This window comes from Pseudomonas sp. G.S.17, assembly GCF_038096165.1.
Classification (GTDB): domain Bacteria; phylum Pseudomonadota; class Gammaproteobacteria; order Pseudomonadales; family Pseudomonadaceae; genus Aquipseudomonas.
The window spans coordinates 4,195,471-4,212,816 of the sequence record NZ_CP151076.1; the positions used below are offsets into that span (position 1 = coordinate 4,195,471).

General features: G+C 60.6%; 20 protein-coding genes and 1 riboswitch. Of the genes, 9 read left to right on the top strand and 11 right to left on the bottom strand.

Features of this window, described 5'->3' with window-relative positions:
* Window positions 1-205 precede the first annotated feature (205 nt).
* A complete protein-coding gene (locus AABC73_RS19690; RefSeq protein ID WP_341520587.1) occupies window positions 206-958 on the top strand; it encodes a thioredoxin family protein in 753 nt (250 codons plus the stop codon).
* Here the strand turns inward: AABC73_RS19690 and tam are convergent.
* The 4 genes from tam to AABC73_RS19710 all read right to left on the bottom strand — a co-directional run bounded on the left by tam (window position 955) and on the right by AABC73_RS19710 (window position 3,087).
* Window positions 955-1,719: a trans-aconitate 2-methyltransferase gene (tam, locus tag AABC73_RS19695; RefSeq protein ID WP_341520588.1), complete on the bottom strand. Its 765-nt coding sequence runs from the start codon at window positions 1,717-1,719 to the stop codon at window positions 955-957. The genes AABC73_RS19690 and tam overlap by 4 nt on opposite strands.
* Before the next feature lie 76 nt (window positions 1,720-1,795).
* Complete coding sequence (locus tag AABC73_RS19700; protein ID WP_341520589.1) at window positions 1,796-1,972, bottom strand: hypothetical protein; 177 nt, start codon at window positions 1,970-1,972, stop codon at window positions 1,796-1,798.
* 41 nt (window positions 1,973-2,013) lie between these two features.
* The gene (locus AABC73_RS19705) at window positions 2,014-2,190 is read right to left on the bottom strand and encodes a hypothetical protein (protein ID WP_341520590.1); all 177 of its coding nucleotides are present in this window, start codon (window positions 2,188-2,190) and stop codon (window positions 2,014-2,016) included.
* 177 nt (window positions 2,191-2,367) lie between these two features.
* Window positions 2,368-3,087 carry a CDP-alcohol phosphatidyltransferase family protein gene (locus tag AABC73_RS19710; protein ID WP_341524288.1) on the bottom strand — a complete coding sequence of 240 codons (720 nt, stop codon included), beginning with the start codon at window positions 3,085-3,087 and terminating at the stop codon, window positions 2,368-2,370.
* A gap of 187 nt (window positions 3,088-3,274) precedes the next feature.
* Window positions 3,275-3,468, top strand: a riboswitch (cobalamin riboswitch).
* A gap of 183 nt (window positions 3,469-3,651) precedes the next feature.
* On the opposite strand from AABC73_RS19710, the gene AABC73_RS19715 reads away from it, so the two are divergent.
* From AABC73_RS19715 to AABC73_RS19725, 3 genes are read left to right on the top strand one after another with little or no spacing between them, the layout of a single operon-like run.
* A complete protein-coding gene (locus AABC73_RS19715; protein ID WP_341520591.1) occupies window positions 3,652-4,668 on the top strand; it encodes an ABC transporter substrate-binding protein in 1,017 nt (338 codons plus the stop codon).
* A complete protein-coding gene (locus AABC73_RS19720) occupies window positions 4,665-5,708 on the top strand; it encodes an iron chelate uptake ABC transporter family permease subunit (protein ID WP_341520592.1) in 1,044 nt (347 codons plus the stop codon). The genes AABC73_RS19715 and AABC73_RS19720 overlap by 4 nt, the downstream gene beginning before the upstream one ends.
* Window positions 5,705-6,496, top strand: a complete 792-nt coding sequence (locus AABC73_RS19725; RefSeq protein ID WP_341520593.1) for an ABC transporter ATP-binding protein — start codon at window positions 5,705-5,707, stop codon at window positions 6,494-6,496. The genes AABC73_RS19720 and AABC73_RS19725 overlap by 4 nt, the downstream gene beginning before the upstream one ends.
* Window positions 6,497-6,721: 225 nt before the next feature.
* Here AABC73_RS19725 and AABC73_RS19730 read toward each other — a convergent pair whose 3' ends face one another.
* The 4 genes from AABC73_RS19730 to AABC73_RS19745 all read right to left on the bottom strand — a co-directional run bounded on the left by AABC73_RS19730 (window position 6,722) and on the right by AABC73_RS19745 (window position 9,250).
* A complete protein-coding gene (locus AABC73_RS19730; protein WP_341520594.1) occupies window positions 6,722-7,213 on the bottom strand; it encodes a GNAT family N-acetyltransferase in 492 nt (163 codons plus the stop codon).
* A 97-nt stretch (window positions 7,214-7,310) separates the two neighbouring features.
* Window positions 7,311-8,261: a DUF979 domain-containing protein gene (locus tag AABC73_RS19735; protein WP_341520595.1), complete on the bottom strand. Its 951-nt coding sequence runs from the start codon at window positions 8,259-8,261 to the stop codon at window positions 7,311-7,313.
* Entirely contained in the window at window positions 8,261-8,992 is a 732-nt protein-coding gene (locus AABC73_RS19740) for a DUF969 domain-containing protein (protein ID WP_341520596.1), read from the bottom strand. Before AABC73_RS19740 ends, AABC73_RS19735 begins: the two co-directional genes overlap by 1 nt.
* Before the next feature lie 84 nt (window positions 8,993-9,076).
* Window positions 9,077-9,250 carry a hypothetical protein gene (locus AABC73_RS19745; RefSeq protein ID WP_341520597.1) on the bottom strand — a complete coding sequence of 58 codons (174 nt, stop codon included), beginning with the start codon at window positions 9,248-9,250 and terminating at the stop codon, window positions 9,077-9,079.
* Between the two features lie 353 nt (window positions 9,251-9,603).
* Here AABC73_RS19745 and AABC73_RS19750 point away from each other — a divergent pair, with 353 nt between their 5' ends.
* Window positions 9,604-10,524, top strand: coding sequence for a LysR family transcriptional regulator (locus AABC73_RS19750; protein WP_341520598.1), 921 nt, complete (start codon window positions 9,604-9,606; stop codon window positions 10,522-10,524).
* Between the two features lie 31 nt (window positions 10,525-10,555).
* Window positions 10,556-10,804 carry a hypothetical protein gene (locus AABC73_RS19755; RefSeq protein ID WP_341520599.1) on the top strand — a complete coding sequence of 83 codons (249 nt, stop codon included), beginning with the start codon at window positions 10,556-10,558 and terminating at the stop codon, window positions 10,802-10,804.
* Here the strand turns inward: AABC73_RS19755 and AABC73_RS19760 are convergent.
* Window positions 10,779-11,666: a LysR family transcriptional regulator gene (locus AABC73_RS19760; RefSeq protein WP_341520600.1), complete on the bottom strand. Its 888-nt coding sequence runs from the start codon at window positions 11,664-11,666 to the stop codon at window positions 10,779-10,781. The genes AABC73_RS19755 and AABC73_RS19760 overlap by 26 nt on opposite strands.
* A gap of 115 nt (window positions 11,667-11,781) precedes the next feature.
* Between AABC73_RS19760 and AABC73_RS19765 the strand changes: the two genes are divergently transcribed.
* A complete protein-coding gene (locus tag AABC73_RS19765) occupies window positions 11,782-12,240 on the top strand; it encodes a multidrug/biocide efflux PACE transporter (RefSeq protein WP_341520601.1) in 459 nt (152 codons plus the stop codon).
* Here the strand turns inward: AABC73_RS19765 and AABC73_RS19770 are convergent.
* Window positions 12,230-13,381, bottom strand: a complete 1,152-nt coding sequence (locus tag AABC73_RS19770; protein ID WP_341520602.1) for an MFS transporter — start codon at window positions 13,379-13,381, stop codon at window positions 12,230-12,232. The two genes, AABC73_RS19765 and AABC73_RS19770, sit on opposite strands and share 11 nt — an antisense overlap.
* Window positions 13,382-13,643: 262 nt before the next feature.
* On the opposite strand from AABC73_RS19770, the gene rarD reads away from it, so the two are divergent.
* Window positions 13,644-14,519 (top strand): EamA family transporter RarD, encoded by an 876-nt coding sequence (gene rarD / locus AABC73_RS19775; protein ID WP_341520603.1) that lies wholly within the window; start codon window positions 13,644-13,646, stop codon window positions 14,517-14,519.
* A 6-nt stretch (window positions 14,520-14,525) separates the two neighbouring features.
* Here rarD and zapE read toward each other — a convergent pair whose 3' ends face one another.
* Entirely contained in the window at window positions 14,526-15,644 is a 1,119-nt protein-coding gene (zapE, locus tag AABC73_RS19780; RefSeq protein WP_341520604.1) for a cell division protein ZapE, read from the bottom strand.
* Window positions 15,645-15,895: 251 nt separating this feature from the next.
* On the opposite strand from zapE, the gene AABC73_RS19785 reads away from it, so the two are divergent.
* Window positions 15,896-17,341 (top strand): SulP family inorganic anion transporter, encoded by a 1,446-nt coding sequence (locus AABC73_RS19785; protein ID WP_341520605.1) that lies wholly within the window; start codon window positions 15,896-15,898, stop codon window positions 17,339-17,341.
* Window positions 17,342-17,346 lie beyond the last annotated feature (5 nt).

The following is a 17,346-nucleotide window of genomic DNA, read 5'->3' on the forward strand; positions in this document are numbered from 1 at the left end:
TGGTGGGCTGGTGGCGATTCCACGGCATGAGTGGAATTTTCCTACGCAAGACTATCTGCCATCCCACACAAAGCTGGGAATCATCGCACAAGCCGAGCGAATCCCAAAAAGCTTGTTCACGGTACGAGGTTGTCGATTTGCAGACAGGTCATTCGACTATCCAAAGCTGCACCCGAATGAATGAACAACGACGAGGAACACGCCCATGAGCACTTATCCAGTCGCCCCACACGAACTCGACAGCCACCCGGTCGTCTCTCGGCAAGAGTGGCTGACGGCGCGCAAACAGCATCTGATTTACGAGAAAGCCTTTACCCGCCAACGCGATCAACTCAGCGCCGAACGCCGCGCCCTGCCCTGGGTCAGGATCGACAAGGCGTACAGCTTTGAAGGTCCCAACGGCAGACAAAGCCTGAGCGAGCTGTTCGGCAATAACAGCCAGTTGATCATCTATCACTTCATGTTTGGCAAGGATTGGGAGGAAGGCTGCACGGGCTGCTCATTCCTGACCGATCACATGGACGGCGCCAACCTGCATCTGGCGCACCACGACATCAGCCTCGTCGCCGTTTCCCACGCGCCATGGCAGCAGTTTCAAGCGTTCAAGCAACGCATGGGCTGGAAGTTGAACTGGGTGTCATCGGCGGGCAGTGATTTCAACTATGACTTCGGGGTGTCCGCCACGGCCGAACAGATCGCCGACGGCAGCGTCACCTACAATTACGAGCCCTCCACCGACCCCTTCGAGGAACTGCCCGGCCTGAGCGTCTTCTACAAAAACCCGGCGGGGGAGATTTTCCACACGTACTCAACCTACGCCCGAGGTCTGGACATTCTCGTCGGCGCCTACAACTATCTGGACCTCACGCCCAAAGGCAGGAATGAGGTGCAAATCATGGACTGGATGCGCTTGCATGACCGTTATGACGACCAGGACCCGACGGCGCCCCAGGCTTAGCGCGTCGCCACCACAAACAACCGTGGAAACGGCAACAATACCGTCCCGTCTTCCAGCGCCGGATAAGCTTCGCTGATTGCGGCGAGATAGCGTTCCAGGAACGCGTGCTTCTCCGTTTCATCCAGCGGTTCAAGATAAGGCCGCAATGCCGAACCCTTGAACCACTCGACCACCGCCGCATGACCACCTTCCAGCGGATGAAAATAGGTGGTGCGCCATACGTCTACCGAACTGCAATGGCCCTTGAGCAGCGAGTAATAAAAGCTCGCGTCATGGCGACCAGGATGTTTCACCGCAGCGATCTTGCTCGCCCAAGGGCCGTCCGCTGCCACTTCACGGGCCAGACGGTGGGCCGGCTCTTGCAAATTGTCCGGCGTCTGCACCGCTAGGCTGCCACCGGGCGTGAGTTTGCTGACCAGACGCGGATACAGCGCGGCATGATCCGCCACCCATTGCAACGAAGCGTTGGCGAGAATCACATCCAGTGGTTGCGCCGGATTCCACGCCGCGATGTCAGCCAACTCGAAACTCAAGGCCGGCAACCGCTGGCGCGCGTCGATCAGCATGTTTTCCGAACTGTCCAGGCCGGTCACTTGCGCTTGCGGGTAGCGTTCAGCCAGCACTTCTGTCGAGTTGCCGGGACCGCAGCCCAGATCCACCGCCGTCTGTACGTTCTGCGTCGGGATCGCCGCGACCAGATCAACCACGGGGCGCGTGCGTTGTTGCTCGAAAATTGAATACTGCTTGGCTGACCAAGGCATGGCGGCTCCCGTGCGGTGTTGAGAAGTGGAGCAGAGACTAGAACGTGCAGCGCCCCGAAACAATGTTCGGCCTGGATCAGCGGGACAAGAGCGTCTGCAACTCCAGCGCATTGCCCACAGCAAAACCGCTGGCGGTGTTATCGAAAATGCACCAACTGGAGCTATTTTTTTGCCGGGATGCAAGCAGGTCGCTGGCCAGTATTTGCAGCCGGGATTGTTCATACGCGCTCAGGCGCGAGGCGTAACGCTGCAAATGGCCAACGCCTGATGGTCGTGGCTGACTACCACGCTGGTTTAGCTCGGTACGCCCGAGCCATCATCACCCGCAATGTCCGGATCATCCGGCTCCACTTCATTTTCCTCGGCGTTGCGCACGTCATCGTCCGGACGGGCCTCGTCATCGGATTCCATCGGATTGGGGTTCGGCCCCGGGGATTGCGCAGCCTGGGTGTCGACAGGTCGTATGCTCATGTTGCCCTCGCAGAATCAGATCAATTGGGGGGTGACCTGATTTGGAAGCGGCCGCGTGACGGGAGTTCGGTTTATTGGATGACTGGTGTGAAATCCGCAAATACCGGATCCGTAGGACCGGCTTCGCCCGGAGAACGCCCTCCCGACTCAAGCCGGTCCTACAGGCTGTCGTTCGCTTCAACTACGCAACTTGCCCAACCACTCAAGCGAAGTGCGCCACAGGCAAATCCCCAGGAAATAGGCGGACATCGCGGACCAGACGATCATCACGGTCGGGCTTTGCGCCGGGTGGTCGATGACCAGCAAGGCGCTGCACACCAGCCAGATCGTGGTGACGGTGATGTTCAGTGGCATCAGGCGGCGGACGCGGAACGGGTGGAGGAACTTCATCCGCGTCAGGGTCAGCAGGGCCAGGCCGAAAACGGTCAGCAACGTCACCCACGAAGCTGGCGAGATGATGTAGACGCACAGCGCGACCACGTTCCAGGCGGCGGGAAAGCCCTGGAAATAGTTGTCCTTGCTTTTCATTTCCAGATTGCAGAAGCAGAACAGCGAGGACACCAGAATCACCGCAGTGCTGAGCAACATGGTGTGATCCGGCAAATCGATGTAGCGATAAATGAACAGCGCCGGAATAAACACGTAGGTCAGGTAATCAATGACCAGATCGAGCACTGAACCATCAAAGCCCGGCAGCACCGACTGAACATTGAATTTGCGCGCCAGGGAGCCATCGACTCCATCTACCACCAGCGCAAGGCCCAGCCAAAGCAGGCATGCCTTGGGCTGGTCTTCGAACAGCGCGATGGTTGCCATGAAGGCAATGACCACGCCGGTGGCGGTAAAAGCATGTGCACCCCAGGCTTTGAGCCAGGCCGTGCGTTGAGTCGATATCACAGGGGGAAATCTCCAGAAATAATACGGGCCGGGCATCATCATCGCCGATTTGTCACCGGAGCACTCAGCCAGCGTGCATGTATCGACCGACCATCGGCCGATAAGGTTCACCAACCGGTGAACTGCGAGCAATCTCCAGGCCAGGGACTCGCCCGCCGGGAAAACTTCCCCGTCGCGGTTGATATCCATTACCATGCCGCCCGTCGGTTCCCAAACGGGATTAATAGGGAATCCGTGATGGCCTCAGGGTCATCAAACGGAACTGCCCCCGCAACTGTAGACGCTGAGCCGCTCCATCGATGCCACTGGGTAAACCCGGGAAGGCCGGAGCATGGCGATGACGCGTCAGTCAGGAGACCTGCCGACATCAGGGTTGCACGAAAACGCGCCCTGGCAATTGACCCACCGGCGGGGTGTCCGGGGAGGACATCCGTCAGAATCGGTTCATCGCCGTTGCTGCCAGACCCTGCTCGACCGGCCCCGCCGCAGTCAGCAGCGGTGGCTGATGTGTTTCCTGCCCTTACACCGCCGTCCGGACATCCGTTCGAATGGAGATAGCCTTTCATGACGTTGCCTCGCCTTGCCGTACTGTTTGCCAGCCTTGGATGTTCTGCACTGGCCATGGCCGCCGGTCCGACGCACTACCCGCTGACGGTCGAGAACTGCGGCGTGCCGTTGACCTTCAAACAGGCCCCCGGCAAAACAGTCACCATCGGCCAGGCCGGTACTGAAATCCTCTACTCCCTTGGGCTGGCCGACAAAGTGGCCGGCACTTCGCTGTGGTTCAACGAGGTCCTGCCACAGTTCAAGGCGCAGAACGAGCGTATTCCGCGCCTGGCCGATAACGAGCCGAGCTTCGAATCAGTGATCGGCAAACGCCCTGACCTGGTGCCGGTGCAGTTTGAATGGATGGTCGGCCCGCAAGGCGCGGTCGGCACCCGCGAGCAGTTCAGCGAACTGAATATCCCGACCTACATCATGCCGTCGGACTGCGAAGGCAAAGACAATCTGGTTGGCGCCGATGGCACGCGGCTCAAGCCATTTTCCGTGGAAACTGTATTCAAGACCGTCGCGCAGCTAGCGCAGATCTTCGACGTGCAGGACCGTGGCGATGAGTTGAGCGCGCAGCTGCGTGCCGGTTTGACCAAGGCTCAGGTCAGCGTCAAGGCCAAGCACTTGACCGATGCATCGGCGCTGTTCTGGTTTTCCAGCGCCGACCTGCACATCGACCCGTACGTGGCCGGGCGCAAAGGCGTGCCGGATTTCATGATGAACACCCTCGGCCTGCGTAACGTGATCGAGTCCGATGAAGAATGGCCAACCGTCGGCTGGGAAACCATCGCCAAGGCCAACCCTACGGTGCTGGTCATCGCGCGCATGGATCGCCGTCGCTTCCCTGCTGACGACTTCCAGAAAAAACTGGAATTTCTCAAGTCCGATCCGGTGACCAAAAACATGGATGCCGTGAAACACAACCGCATCGTGATCCTTGATGCCGACGCCATGCAGGCCTCGGTGCGTATGTTTGACGGCATCAACGAACTGGCCAGCGCCATTGATCAGGTTGATCCGGGCAAATGAGAGCAGTGACCGGCGGTCAGGTTCTGCGCAGGGTCTGTCTGCACGCAGCGTGGGTGATCCCGGTATTGCTGGCCGCGATTCTGGCCGGCATCGCCATTGGCGAGACGCCGATCAGCCTGTCGCTGGTGTTTCAGGTGCTGGCCAACAAGCTGTGGGGCGCCGGTTTTGTGCTGGACCCTATTGATGAAGGCATCGTCTGGAACTACCGCCTGACCCGCGCGCTGGTTGCCGCCGCATGTGGCGCCGGGCTGGCGATTTCCGGGGTGGTGTTGCAGTCACTGCTGCGTAATCCGCTGGCCGATCCATATCTACTGGGGATTTCCGCCGGAGCTTCGACCGGCGCGGTGCTGGTGTCGATCATCGGCCTCGGCGCCGGAGCCATTTCCTTGTCAATGGGCGCCTTTGCTGGCGCGGTGGCTGCCTTTGCGCTGGTCGCCTTGCTGGCGCGCAGCACCGGAGCGGTCAGCGGCAGCGGGCAAATCATCCTCGCAGGCATCGCCGGTTCACAGCTGTTCAATGCGCTGACTTCGTTTCTGATTACCAAGTCGGCCAGCTCCGAACAGGCGCGGGGCATCATGTTCTGGTTGTTGGGCAACCTCAGCGGGGTGCGCTGGCAATCGGTGACATTGGCGGTGCCGGTGGTGTTGATCGGGCTGGCGATTTGCCTGTGGCATCGCCGCGCGCTGGATGCGTTCATGTTCGGCAGCGATTCGGCCGCCGCGCTTGGCATCCCGGTGCGACGTGTTCAAGTGGTCCTGATCGCCACGGTTGCGCTGGTCACGGCGGTGATGGTGTCGCTGGTGGGTTCCATCGGTTTCGTCGGTCTGGTGGTGCCGCATGCCGCGCGTCTGTTGGTGGGCGTGCGTCATGGACGGCTGATCCCGCTCAGCGCGTTAAGTGGCGCGCTGTTCCTGATCGCCGCCGACGTGCTGTCGCGCACCGTCATCAAGGGCCAGGTGCTGCCGGTCGGCGTGATCACCGCGCTGATTGGCGCACCGGTATTTGCCGTAATCCTGATCAAAGCCAAGGGTGGCCGATGAATAGCCTGCAAATGCCTGCGCTTGAGACCCGTGTGATGGCGTGTTCTGACCTGAGCTGGTCAGTCAAAGGCAACCTTATCCTCAAAGGTGTCAGTCTGGATCTGCAACGCGGGGAAACCCTGGGCTTGATCGGCCCGAACGGTTCCGGCAAATCCAGCCTGCTCAAATTGCTGTCGGGCATCAGACCACCCGACAGCGGCCGTATTCAGCTCGACGGCGAGGCGCTAACCGACATGACGCGCCGTGATATCGCACAGATGATTGCGGTGGTCGAGCAACAGGCCGAAACCTCGGACGCCATCAGTGTGCTGGACGCCGTGGAACTGGGGCGCACGCCCTGGCTTTCGGCGCTGACGCCATGGTCCGCTGTCGACGATGAAATCGTTCAGCAGGCACTGGTCGATGTGGACATGGCCGATAAGCGCAAGCGCGCCTGGCACAGCCTTTCCGGCGGCGAACGCCAGCGCGTGCACATCGCCCGCGCTTTGGCGCAACGCCCGCAAATCCTGCTGCTGGACGAACCCACCAATCACCTGGATATCCAGCATCAGCTGAGCATTCTCGGTCTGGTGAGATCGCTGCCGGTGACCACAATGATTGCCCTGCACGACCTCAATCAGGCCTTGGCCTGTGATCGACTGGCGGTAATGGACAAAGGCGAGCTGATCGCTATTGGCGAGCCAGCCCAGGTGCTGACTTGCGAACTGCTGCGCAGCACGTTTGGCGTTGAAGCCCACTACCTGATTGATCCACACGATGGTGCGCGGATTTTGCGGTTTCGTTCATAACCGCACGGCCCGAAAAAACACATAAATCCCGTGGGAGCGGACTTGTCCGCGAAGACGTCGGGACTGCCAAGGAAGATCCTCAGCGCTTGCACCGGCGTCTTCGGGGACAAGTCCCCTCCTACCGGGTTGTGTGACTCGGCAGGACCGGACTTGTCCGGGAAGGCGTCGGGTTGCCAAGGGATCTTCAGCGCTTGTCGGGGACGCTTTTTCCCACAAGATCAGCAATCACAACAACCCGCACTCCATATGCGTCGTCCGCCAAACCGGATCGGCCTCGACATCAACCACATGGAAACCCTGCCGCTGCCAGAAGCCGACCGCGCCCGGCAGGAATGGATGGGTGTGCAGATACAACACCTCAACGCCCTGCTGACGCGCATGTTCCTTGAGTTCCAGAAAAATCCGGGTCGCCAGCCCTGAGCGGCGAAATTCGGGGATGACGAACAGCCGCACGATTTCCACTACGCGCTGCTGGCCGTAATCCAGCTGGGCGAATCGGCCGTCGTAAGGCAGGTAGCCGATGGCCGCGACGATTTCCCCATCGCGCCGGGCAATCAGGAACTTGCCGCTGCCGTCTTCGATATACACCCGGGCAAAGTTGGCTAGATCCGCCGGCAGGCCAGCGGAATCAAGCATCGGGAAGATTTCCCTGCGGGCGCGCAATACGAATTCCAGCACGGCGACGACGTCTTGCTGTGCGGCAGGAACAATGTCCATCGATGACCCATCTCAGTAAACCGGTGGCCATCCTACGCACAAACACAACGCCCGCGAAAGTCGCGGGCGCTGTGGGTTAACGGAGGCCGCTCGAAGGCTACATGAGGAAATACAACAGCAGGATGTTGGCGACCAGCATCGGCAGCGCCGTGGGGATCTGCGCCTTGATGACCGCGTATTTGTCCGGCAACTCCAGCAACGCTGCCGGGACGATGTTGTAGTTGGCCGCCATGGGCGTCATCAGCGTGCCGCAATAGCCGGAGAACATGCCGATGGCCGCGACCACTGCCGGATTGCCGCCGTACATGCCGACCAGCACCGGTACGCCAATGCCGCCGGTCATCACCGGGAAGGCCGCGAAACCGTTGCCCATGACGATGGTGAACAGGGCCATGCCCAGCACGTAAACCGAAACCGCCACCAGACGGAAGTCGAGGTTGATGTAAGCCGTCGCCAGATGCGCCACCGCCTTGCCGACCCCGGCATCGTTGAACAGCAAACCGAGCATCGCCAGCATCTGCGGCAACACCAGCGCCCAACCCAGCGCTTCGGTGAGGCGACGGGATTCGCGCATGGCCTGCACCGGCGTATCGCGGGTCAACCAACAGGCCAGCGCCAAGGCCAGCAGGCAACCCAGGCCTAAAGACACGAACGTGCTGTTGGCGGGATCGAGCAACGCAACATCGCCAAACTTGATGTTCTTGAGGAACATCGCGCCAATCACGGTGACCAGCGGAATCGCCAATGCCGGAATAAACAGCTTGTTGCCCAGCCGACCGGCGCTGGCGCGGCGCGCCTTGTCCGGCAGGTCTTCATGCTTGCCGAAGCCGACGCCGCCGAAACCGGCAATCGCCGCCATGACCAATACACCCACGCCAACAATCGCGGGCGGCAAACGCTCACCCACCAGAAACGCGACGGCGAACAATGCCCAGAACAGGCCGGTACTCCAGCGCTTGGGGTTAGTGGCGTCGGTGACGGTCATCACTGCCGTGATCGCCAGAATGATGCCAGCCAGCCAATACAGGTATTGAATTGAAATGATCATTACACGCTCTCCTGCGCGGCCGCTGGCGGGGTGGATTGCGCCAAGGGCTGCAACTGCCGATTGAGCAGGCGATCAAAACGATGCAGGCGAATCGCATGGATCACGAAGGCGCAGATTGCCGTCGGGATACCCCACAGGGCGATGTGCATCGGGTCGACGTCGATCCCCGATCCGAGCAGGAAGGTGTGCATCAAAGCAATCGCGCCGAAGGCAACGAAAATGTCTTCGCCAAAGAACAGGCCGACGTTATCCGTGGCGGCACACATGGCCAGCAACTTGACGCGCAAGGCTTCCGGCAACTTGCCAAACCGCGCTTCAGCGGCACCTTCGGCCATGGGCGCCAGCAACGGGCGAACCATCTGTGGATGCCCGCCGAGGCTGGTCAAACCCAACGCGGCCGTGGTCTCACGCACAAACAGGTAGGCAATCAACAGACGCCCGGCGGTGGCGCTGGTGAAGCGCGCGATCCAGTTCTGCGCGTGCAGGCGCAGACCATGACGCTCCAGCAGACCAATCACCGCCAGCGGCAGCAGAATGATCAGCGGCAAGGTCCGGGTCTTGATGAAGCCGGTGCCGATGGTGGCCAGAATGGTGTCCAGCGGCATGCTCGCGGCGAACCCGGTGGCGACCGCCGCAAGGGCGACCACCAGCATCGGATTGAAGCGCAGCACAAAGCCAATAATGATGACCAGCACGCCCAGTAGCGGCCAGAGATTGATAGCGGTTTGCATGATGGGAATCTCGTTCGGTGGTCCGATTTGAAGGATTCGGCGATCCGTGGCGAATCCTCCGCAGGTTTCAAGCCAAGCCCGGCGTTACCACAGCGGCCCGCGAGCGTCCTGACAAAAGTCCCGATTAAAGGAGAGGTTGCGGGCTTCCTGCTCCCCTTTGCTGTCAGCCAAAAACTCAGTATGGGCGCTCATCCCGAAACCCAGGGAAACACCACCAAACAGCATTGCGCAGACGTATTTTTGATTGTTGTAGCTCATTGAAAACTCTCTCCATGAGCGCGCAGCGGTATCGACCGACTGTTGGCAGAGCGCAGTTATTGTTGGATGGTCGCCGCAAGCAAACCTGCGACCTGAAGGTTTGACGCAACGCTGTGATGAGAACCTCGTTAGGGGACCTTTCTCGTTCCAGGGCAATCTTTCGGTAGCCTTGCCTCTGGCGTCCAACGGGAAAAAACCGCTATACCCCATAAGAATTTCTGTATCGGTGCTGGCATATAACCTGCAATTTCCGGGGATATGCCTGACGCTGCCCGGTCTGGGGATTCGGACCCGGCACGCGCTCAGCACCTCAATTCAAGGCCACGTTCAAGGCCGCAACTCAAGGATCGGCAGTGAACCTCAAGTTTCTGGAAACCTTTGTCTGGGTCGCCCGGTTGAAGAGCTTTCGTCTGACTGCGGAAAAGCTGTTCAGCACCCAGGCCTCTATTTCCAGCCGTATCGCGGCCCTGGAAGACGAAATGGGCGTGCGTCTGTTCGTGCGTGATTCCAAGGGGGTTTCGTTGACACCCGAAGGCCAGCGGGTGCTGGAATATGCCGAGCACATCATGGACACCATGCAAACCATGAAGGCCGCGATCAAGGATCCGCGACAGGTGCGCGGCCGGATTCGCATCGGCGCAATGGATACGGTGATACACACCTGGCTCAGCCCTTTGGTAACACGCCTGATGAAGTGTTACCCGGCGCTGGAGATCGAATTGACCGCCGACACCGCGAGCAACCTGTGTTTACAGCTGGAAAAGGGCTATCAGGACATTATTTTCCAGACTGACATACTGCGTTTCGACACGGTGCGCAACGCCGTGCTGACCCGTTATCCGATGCATTGGGTGGTGCCCACCGGCTCCAGCTACGACCGCGAGTATGCGTCGCTGGAAGATTTGTCCCTGGAACGCATCGTCACGTTTTCCCGCAATTCCCGGCCGCATCAGGACATTCTCAACATGCTGCACAGCGCCAACATCATCACGCCGCGCATCAACTGCGTGAACTCGGCGTCGGCCATTACCCGGCTGGTGCGTGACGGTTTCGGCATCGGCGCCATGCCCGCCGCACTGGTGCGCGGCGAACTGGCTCAGGGCGTGCTGACCCTGCTCGACGGCATTCCGCTGCCCTCGGTGATGGATATAGTCGCCAGCTGGCGCACCGGTGCCGGCATGGAACTGGTGGAAGACATCGTCAGCCTGACCCGGGAAGTGGTGGCGGAGTTTGATGCGGAATTGCCGCAGGGTTTTATGGAGAACGCCTTGTAAAACTCTGTTTCCGGGCGTTGCAGGAGCAAATTTGTTCGCGAAGGGCCGCGCCTACATTTTCGGTCCCAATGCCCTCAAGAGCGCGCCTTTAAACAGTGCATTGCGTATACCGCGCCCCCAATCCCGCCCCCATAATGCCCACAAGATTCTTCTCGACGCGTGCGTCGTCGTGGTCGCGGTGTTTCTGTTGTTTGCGCTGTGCAACGACTATCCGCAAACCGCCAGTTCCCGCGACGCGCGACCTGACCTGAGCCTTAATGCTCGCCGCGATGCCGGGTAAACGTTTCCAGCAGCCAGGCGCCCGCTGGCCCGAGGCTGCGCTGTCGTGACCAGATCACGTCGACGGCGGAGCTGCGCGGCCAGCCGGGAACGTCCAGTTCCTTCAACTTGCCGCCCGCGTAGCCTTTGACCAGCCAGCGCGGCAGCGCCGACCAGCCGAAACCGAACGCGGCCATGTCCATCAGCAACAAATAATTGGGCGCCGACCAAGGCCGATGGCCGCTGATGGGCAAGTCGTCGGTGGGCACACTCTGATCGACCAGGGTGTTAAGGCGCAGTGCGCGATGGGCCGCGAGTTTCTGGTAATCGACCTGCTGCTCGGCGGCCAACGGATGCTTGTGGCCGACGAACAGCCCGAAATCGGCACGTTCGGCAATGGTCGCGTAACCGACTTCCGGCGGATAGCTCGGTTGCGCCGATAACAGACCGAGAGACGCGCGGCCGGACTGGATCAGGTTGATCGCATCGCCGTGCTCGGCAAAGACGCATTCCAGTTCCAGCTCGGGAAAGCGCTGGTCCAGCTCGGCCATCCGCATCTCGAAGTCGGCGAATTGATTAGCGTCTGACAATACCAGCGTCAGGCGCGGCTCCATCCCGTCAGCCAGACGCCCCGCAGCCCGGCGCAACTTGTCCGAGGCGGCGAGCACGTCTTCAATGCGCCCGAGCATGGCCTTGCCGGCTTCGGTGAGGACGGGGTGTTTGGACGAACGGTCGAACAATTCCAGGCCCAAGTCTATTTCCAGCCGGGAAATCGCTTCGCTGATGGTCGACTGACTCTTGCCCAGGCGCCGCGCCGCAGCGCTGAACGAACCCAACGCGACGGTCTGGGCAAACGCCTCAAGGGCTTCGGGTGAATAACTCATGGCCACCTTGTATCGGTTTTTCCGATGGAAACGATTTTCACTTTAGCGCAATGACCGATGAGAATGCACGTCAAGCAAGGTACATCCCGCTGTAAGCAAAAGAGGTCTTCTTCACATGCAACAACCTGCCAAAACCATCAAGGAACGCGCGCTGCATGCGCTGCTCTTCGAGATCATCGGCGTGCTGCTGTTTGCACCCTTGCTGGCGTGGCTGCTCGGCCACTCGCTGGGCAAGATGGGCGCCATGACGGTGATGATTTCCACCGTGGCGATGCTCTGGAACATGCTGTTCAACGCCCTGTTCGACCGGCTGCGGCACAGGTTCGGTTTCGCCCTGTCGCTGAAAGCGCGCATCGCCCATGCGCTGGGTTTCGAGGGCGGGCTGATTCTGGTGGTGGTCCCGCTCGCCGCGTGGTGGCTGTCCATCGGCTGGCTGGAAGCGTTCCTGCTGGACGCGGGCCTGCTGTTGCTGTTTCTGCCGTATACCCTGGCGTTCAACTGGCTGTACGACCAGACGCGAGAGCGAATCGTCCGGCGTCGAGTGCAGACCGCGCAGAACAGCGTCAGGCCCTGAGGCGACTGCCGCCCACCGCCACGCCGAGCAACATCACGGCGACGATCATGAAGGCCAGTTCCAGGCTGCTGACGTGAGCGATGAAACCGATGCCCGCCGGGCCGATCAGAATCCCGGCATAACCCAGGGTGGTGATCGCCGGGACCGCGACGTTTTCCGGCATGCTTTTCTGTCGGCCGACTGCGCTGTAGCAGACCGGGACGATATTCGAACAGCCCGCGCCCACCAGTGCGTAACCGAGCAGCGCGGCTTCCCATGACGGCACCAGCGTGGCGATCGCCAGGCCTGCCGACGCGCACAAGCCACCGAGGATGATCACCCGATTCGGCCCGACCCGCCGCACGATGGCGTCGCCAAAAAAGCGCCCGAGGGTCATGGTCAGCGCGAACACCGCATAACCCAGCCCGGCATAGGAGGTTTCAACGCCGCGCAGGGAACTGAGGAACACGGCGCTCCAGTCGAGCATCGCGCCTTCGGTGAGAAAAACCGTGAAGCACAGCAGGCCGATGAACAGCACCACGCCACGGGGAATGGCAAACGGCGGGCCATCGGTTTCGCTGCCGTAATTCAGCAGATGCGGCGCAGCCTTGAACAGGCAAAGCGCGACAAACGCGACAACGACAAGCATCGACACCAGCGGTGACGCGCCCAGGCTCAACAGCCCGGCCACGCCCGCCGCACCGGCGATCCCGCCCAGGCTGAACAGCCCGTGAAAGCCGGACATCATGGTCTTGCCGCTGGCCCGCTCGACGATGATTGCCTGGATGTTCACCGTGCAATCCAGCGCGCCCATGCTGGCGCCGAACACAAACAACGTGGCAATCAACAGTGGCAAATTGGAAAGCGTTGCCAATAGCGGCAGACACAGGCAGATGATCGCGGTGGAACCGACCAACACCCGCCGACAGCCGAACCGCGCCGACAGCGCACCAGCCAATGGCATGGCGATGATCGAGCCGACGCCGAGGCAGAGCAGCAGCAAACCCAGCGTACCGTCATCCAGCCCGACCCGAGCCTTGGCGTAAGGCACCAGCGGTGCCCAGGCGGCGAGGCTGAAACCGGCAATGAAAAACGCCACGCGGGTGGAAAATTGTTCCCGCCTTCCGGTTACAGCCGGTGCCGGGGTGCTGATGGAAGTCATGCAAGCTCCTTGTGAACACCCGTCAGGTCGACCGGGCAATCGCAGCAGCCTAGCAAAGGTCGGCGGTTATCCAAATGTTTCGTGGATAGGTATTACCGTTCTGGACCTATTCGTTGGAACAAGGCTTGCCAGCGAATCAGACGCCTCGGTGGGCCAGATTCACCGCGTCATCGTTCTTCGCGAGCAAGCTCGGCTCCCACATCCGTCCCCGCCCTTCCGTTAGACTGCGCCGCTGCGATACAACAAAAACAAAGAGGTTGCTGTGTACAAAGGTGTAGTGCTGTCGGTATCAGCCTCGGTATTGTTCGGGGTCATGTATTTTTATACCTCGCTGATGACGCCATTGAGCGGCGAGGAGATTTTCGGTTGGCGCATGTTGCTGACCGTCCCTTGCGTCACCCTGTTCCTGTTGTCCAGTGGCGACTGGCCGCTGGTGCGCAAGATCGCCAGCCGTCTGCGGCATCGACCGACGCTGCTGCTGGGCATGGCTGTTTCCTCGCTATTGCTGGGCGCGCAATTGCTGATTTTCATGTGGGCGCCGTTGCATGGCCGCAGCCTTGAAGTGTCCCTGGGTTACTTTCTGCTGCCGCTGACCATGATCATCACCGGGCGCATCGTGTATGGCGAAAGGCTGTCACGCCTGCAAAAGATCGCCGCGTTTTGCGCGATGATCGGCGTCGGCAACGAACTGCTGCGTCTGGGCAGCTTTTCCTGGGAAACCCTGCTGGTTGCCCTGGGCTACCCGATCTATTTCGTGCTGCGTCGCAAACTGGCCATCGATAACCTCGGCGGCTTGTGGTTTGACATGACCTTGATGCTGCCGGTTGGCGTGTGGTTCATCGTCAGCGGCAATCCGGCCGCGATCCAGCAAGCGCCGATGCTGTATCTGTTGATTCCGTTACTGGGTGTGATCAGCGCTTCGGCACTGGTGAGCTACATCGTCGCCAGCCGTTTGCTGCCGTTCAGCCTGTTCGGCCTGCTCAGTTACGTCGAACCGGTTTTGCTGGTGGGCGTCGCGCTGCTGCTCGGGGAAAGCATCAGCCGTGAGGAATGGATGACTTACCTGCCGATCTGGCTGGCGGTACTGGTATTGGTGTTCGAAGGCAGCAAGCACGTGCTGGTCCAGCGGCGCACCTGAACACGATCAGGCTGCGACGAAGCGTTCCAGTTGCATTTCCTGCAGGCGACTCAAGGTGCGGCGGAACGCGAAGGACAAATAACCTTCGGTGTACAACTCGGCCATCGACACCTGAGCCTCGACATACAGCGGCACGCGGCGGTCGTAACATTCGTCGACCAGTGCGATGAAGCGCCGCACGCCATCGTCATGGGGTGACAACTGCGGCAACTCACGATCGCCCGCCACGACCTGCTCCACCGCATCCTCAGTGCCGCGCGCGATTCGGCCTTCGCGCTGGGGCGCGCTGAGGGCCGGGACTTCGCTGACCAGAATTGCTGCAAAGCGATCGCACAGCTCGATGAAATCCATGGCCGCCAGCGGTTGCTCGCACAGCTCGGCATAGCGACACCACAGCACTGTTTCGCTGTTGCGCACGCAGTTGATGGTGCGATGGCCCACGGGCACGAGATCGGTGGAGACCGTCTGACCGACGCTGAGCGTGTCGAAAATCCCGCCCAACGCGCTCGGCCGACCCGGCTCGGTGATCCAGTACCGCTGATGCAATTGTCCCGGATGCAGCCGATGGTCTTCGCCGCCATCCACGGTGAGCACATTCATATAGCGATTGATCGCGGCAATCGCCGGCAGGAAACGCTCACGGTTATGCCCGTTGATGTACAGCTGCTCGGGCGGTTGGTTGGAGGTGCAGACCAGCACCACGCCCTCTTCGAACATCACCTGCAACAGGCCGCCGAGAATCACCGCGTCGCCGATGTCATTGACGAACAGCTCGTCGAAGCACAGCACGCGCACGTCCCGCGCCAGTTCCCTGGCTAACACGTGCAGCGGTTTGGCAGTGCCCATCAACTCAAACATGCGTTTGTGCACCCAGCGCATGAAGTGATGAAAATGCTGGCGCCGGGCTGGAACCGTCAGGCTCTCGAAAAAACGATCCATCAGCCAGGTCTTGCCACGCCCGACCGGTCCCCACAGATAAACCCCTTTGGCACTTCGCGGATTGTTGCCCAAGGCCAGATAACAAGCCTCCAATTCGCGGGCGGCTTGCAGCTGCGCCTCGTCCGGCTGGAAACCACGCAGCTCGACTGCCTGCTGCCACGCTTGCAAAGGGGACACGCCAGTCATCCGAACACCGCTCGCCAAGGTAAAGCCGGCAATCATAAAGCAGGAGCGAGCTTGGTGGGAGCGAGCTTGCTCGCGAAGGCGATGTTTCGCACTCAGGAAATCTACTGGACGTACCGGACCTTTCGCGAGCGAGCTCTCCCACATGATGAACTACCCTCCAACCCGCTGGCCGACCCGCATCACATTCCGTAACATCCCCCCCTTTTACATCGTTGGCGGTTACCCGAACCGCCATGCACTTCAGGTAAACCATGAAACCAGCTCGTATGCGTGCCGATGTCCTGGCCGGACTCACTTCTTCCTTTGCCTTGGTGCCGGAGTGCATCGCTTTCGCCCTCGTCGCCCATCTCAACCCGTTGATGGGCCTGTATGGCGCATTCATCATCTGCACCCTGACCGCGCTGTTCGGTGGTCGGCCGGGGATGATTTCCGGTGCGGCCGGGTCGATGGCAGTGGTGATCATCGCACTGGTGGTCCAGCACGGCGTGCAGTATTTGCTGGCCACGGTGTTGCTGGGCGGCCTGCTGATGGTGCTTTTCGGCCTGCTGCGCCTGGGCAAACTGATCCGTCTGGTGCCGTATCCGGTGATGCTCGGTTTCGTCAACGGCCTGGCCATTGTCATCGCGCTGGCGCAACTGGAGCATTTCAAGACCGGCGAAACCTGGCTCAGCGGGACGCCGCTGTACCTGATGGTCGGCCTGGTTGCGCTGACCATGGCCATCGTTTATTTGCTGCCGCGCCTGACCCGCGCCGCGCCGCCCGCGCTGGTGGCAATTCTTGGGGTCGGCTTGCTGGTTTACCTGCTCGACCTGCCAACCCGCACGTTGGGCGATATGGCGCACATCGCCGGTGGTCTGCCGAGCCTGACCTTGCCGCAAGTGCCGTGGAACCTGGAAACACTGCACATCATCGCGCCTTACGCGGTGTTGATGGCGCTGGTCGGACTGCTAGAAACCCTGCTGACCCTGAACCTCACCGATGAAATCACCGAGAGCGCCGGCCAACCGGATCGCGAATGCATTGCGCTGGGTGTGGCGAATATCGCATCCGGCGCGTGTGCCGGCATGGGCGGCTGCGCGATGATCGGGCAGACCGTCATCAACCTCAATTCCGGTGGACGAGGCCGTTTGTCCGGTGTCGTGGCCGGTGTGATGATCCTGATGTTCGTGCTGTTTCTCTCGCCGCTGATTGAAGAAATTCCGCTGGCGGCGCTGGTCGGCGTGATGTTCGTGGTGTCCCAGCAAACCTTCGCCTGGGCCTCGCTGCGCGTCCTGCACAAAGTCCCGGTCAACGATGTGCTGGCGATCATTGCCGTGACCATCGTCACGGTGTTCACCGACCTCGCCACCGCAGTGTTGTTCGGCATTGTCATCGCTGCGATCAACTTTGCCTGGCAGCAAGCCCGCGAGCTGTACGCCGATACGCATCTGGAGCCGGACGGCAGCAAGCTCTATAAGCTGCACGGCACGCTGTTCTTCGCTTCCACCACGCCTTTTCTGAACCAGTTCAATCCTGGGGACGATCCGCAACAGGTGACGCTGGACTGCCGTCATCTGAGTTTCGTCGATTACTCGGCCATCGCCGCGCTCAAGACCTTGCGCGAGCGCTACAGCAAGGCTGGCAAGCACCTGCGCGTGGTGCACTTGTCTGATCGTTGCAAGCAATTGCTCAAGCGTGCCGGGGTGCAACACGGCTGAGCGAG

Coding starts and splice junctions, on each gene's coding strand:
- AABC73_RS19690 (WP_341520587.1), top strand. CDS start 206: ATGAGCACTTATCCAGTCGCCCCACACGAACTCGACAGCCACCCGGTC.
- tam (WP_341520588.1), bottom strand. CDS start 1,719: ATGCCTTGGTCAGCCAAGCAGTATTCAATTTTCGAGCAACAACGCACG.
- AABC73_RS19705 (WP_341520590.1), bottom strand. CDS start 2,190: ATGAGCATACGACCTGTCGACACCCAGGCTGCGCAATCCCCGGGGCCG.
- AABC73_RS19715 (WP_341520591.1), top strand. CDS start 3,652: ATGACGTTGCCTCGCCTTGCCGTACTGTTTGCCAGCCTTGGATGTTCT.
- AABC73_RS19720 (WP_341520592.1), top strand. CDS start 4,665: ATGAGAGCAGTGACCGGCGGTCAGGTTCTGCGCAGGGTCTGTCTGCAC.
- AABC73_RS19725 (WP_341520593.1), top strand. CDS start 5,705: ATGAATAGCCTGCAAATGCCTGCGCTTGAGACCCGTGTGATGGCGTGT.
- AABC73_RS19730 (WP_341520594.1), bottom strand. CDS start 7,213: ATGGACATTGTTCCTGCCGCACAGCAAGACGTCGTCGCCGTGCTGGAA.
- AABC73_RS19735 (WP_341520595.1), bottom strand. CDS start 8,261: ATGATCATTTCAATTCAATACCTGTATTGGCTGGCTGGCATCATTCTG.
- AABC73_RS19740 (WP_341520596.1), bottom strand. CDS start 8,992: ATGCAAACCGCTATCAATCTCTGGCCGCTACTGGGCGTGCTGGTCATC.
- AABC73_RS19745 (WP_341520597.1), bottom strand. CDS start 9,250: ATGAGCTACAACAATCAAAAATACGTCTGCGCAATGCTGTTTGGTGGT.
- AABC73_RS19760 (WP_341520600.1), bottom strand. CDS start 11,666: ATGAGTTATTCACCCGAAGCCCTTGAGGCGTTTGCCCAGACCGTCGCG.
- AABC73_RS19765 (WP_341520601.1), top strand. CDS start 11,782: ATGCAACAACCTGCCAAAACCATCAAGGAACGCGCGCTGCATGCGCTG.
- AABC73_RS19770 (WP_341520602.1), bottom strand. CDS start 13,381: ATGACTTCCATCAGCACCCCGGCACCGGCTGTAACCGGAAGGCGGGAA.
- zapE (WP_341520604.1), bottom strand. CDS start 15,644: ATGACTGGCGTGTCCCCTTTGCAAGCGTGGCAGCAGGCAGTCGAGCTG.
- AABC73_RS19785 (WP_341520605.1), top strand. CDS start 15,896: ATGAAACCAGCTCGTATGCGTGCCGATGTCCTGGCCGGACTCACTTCT.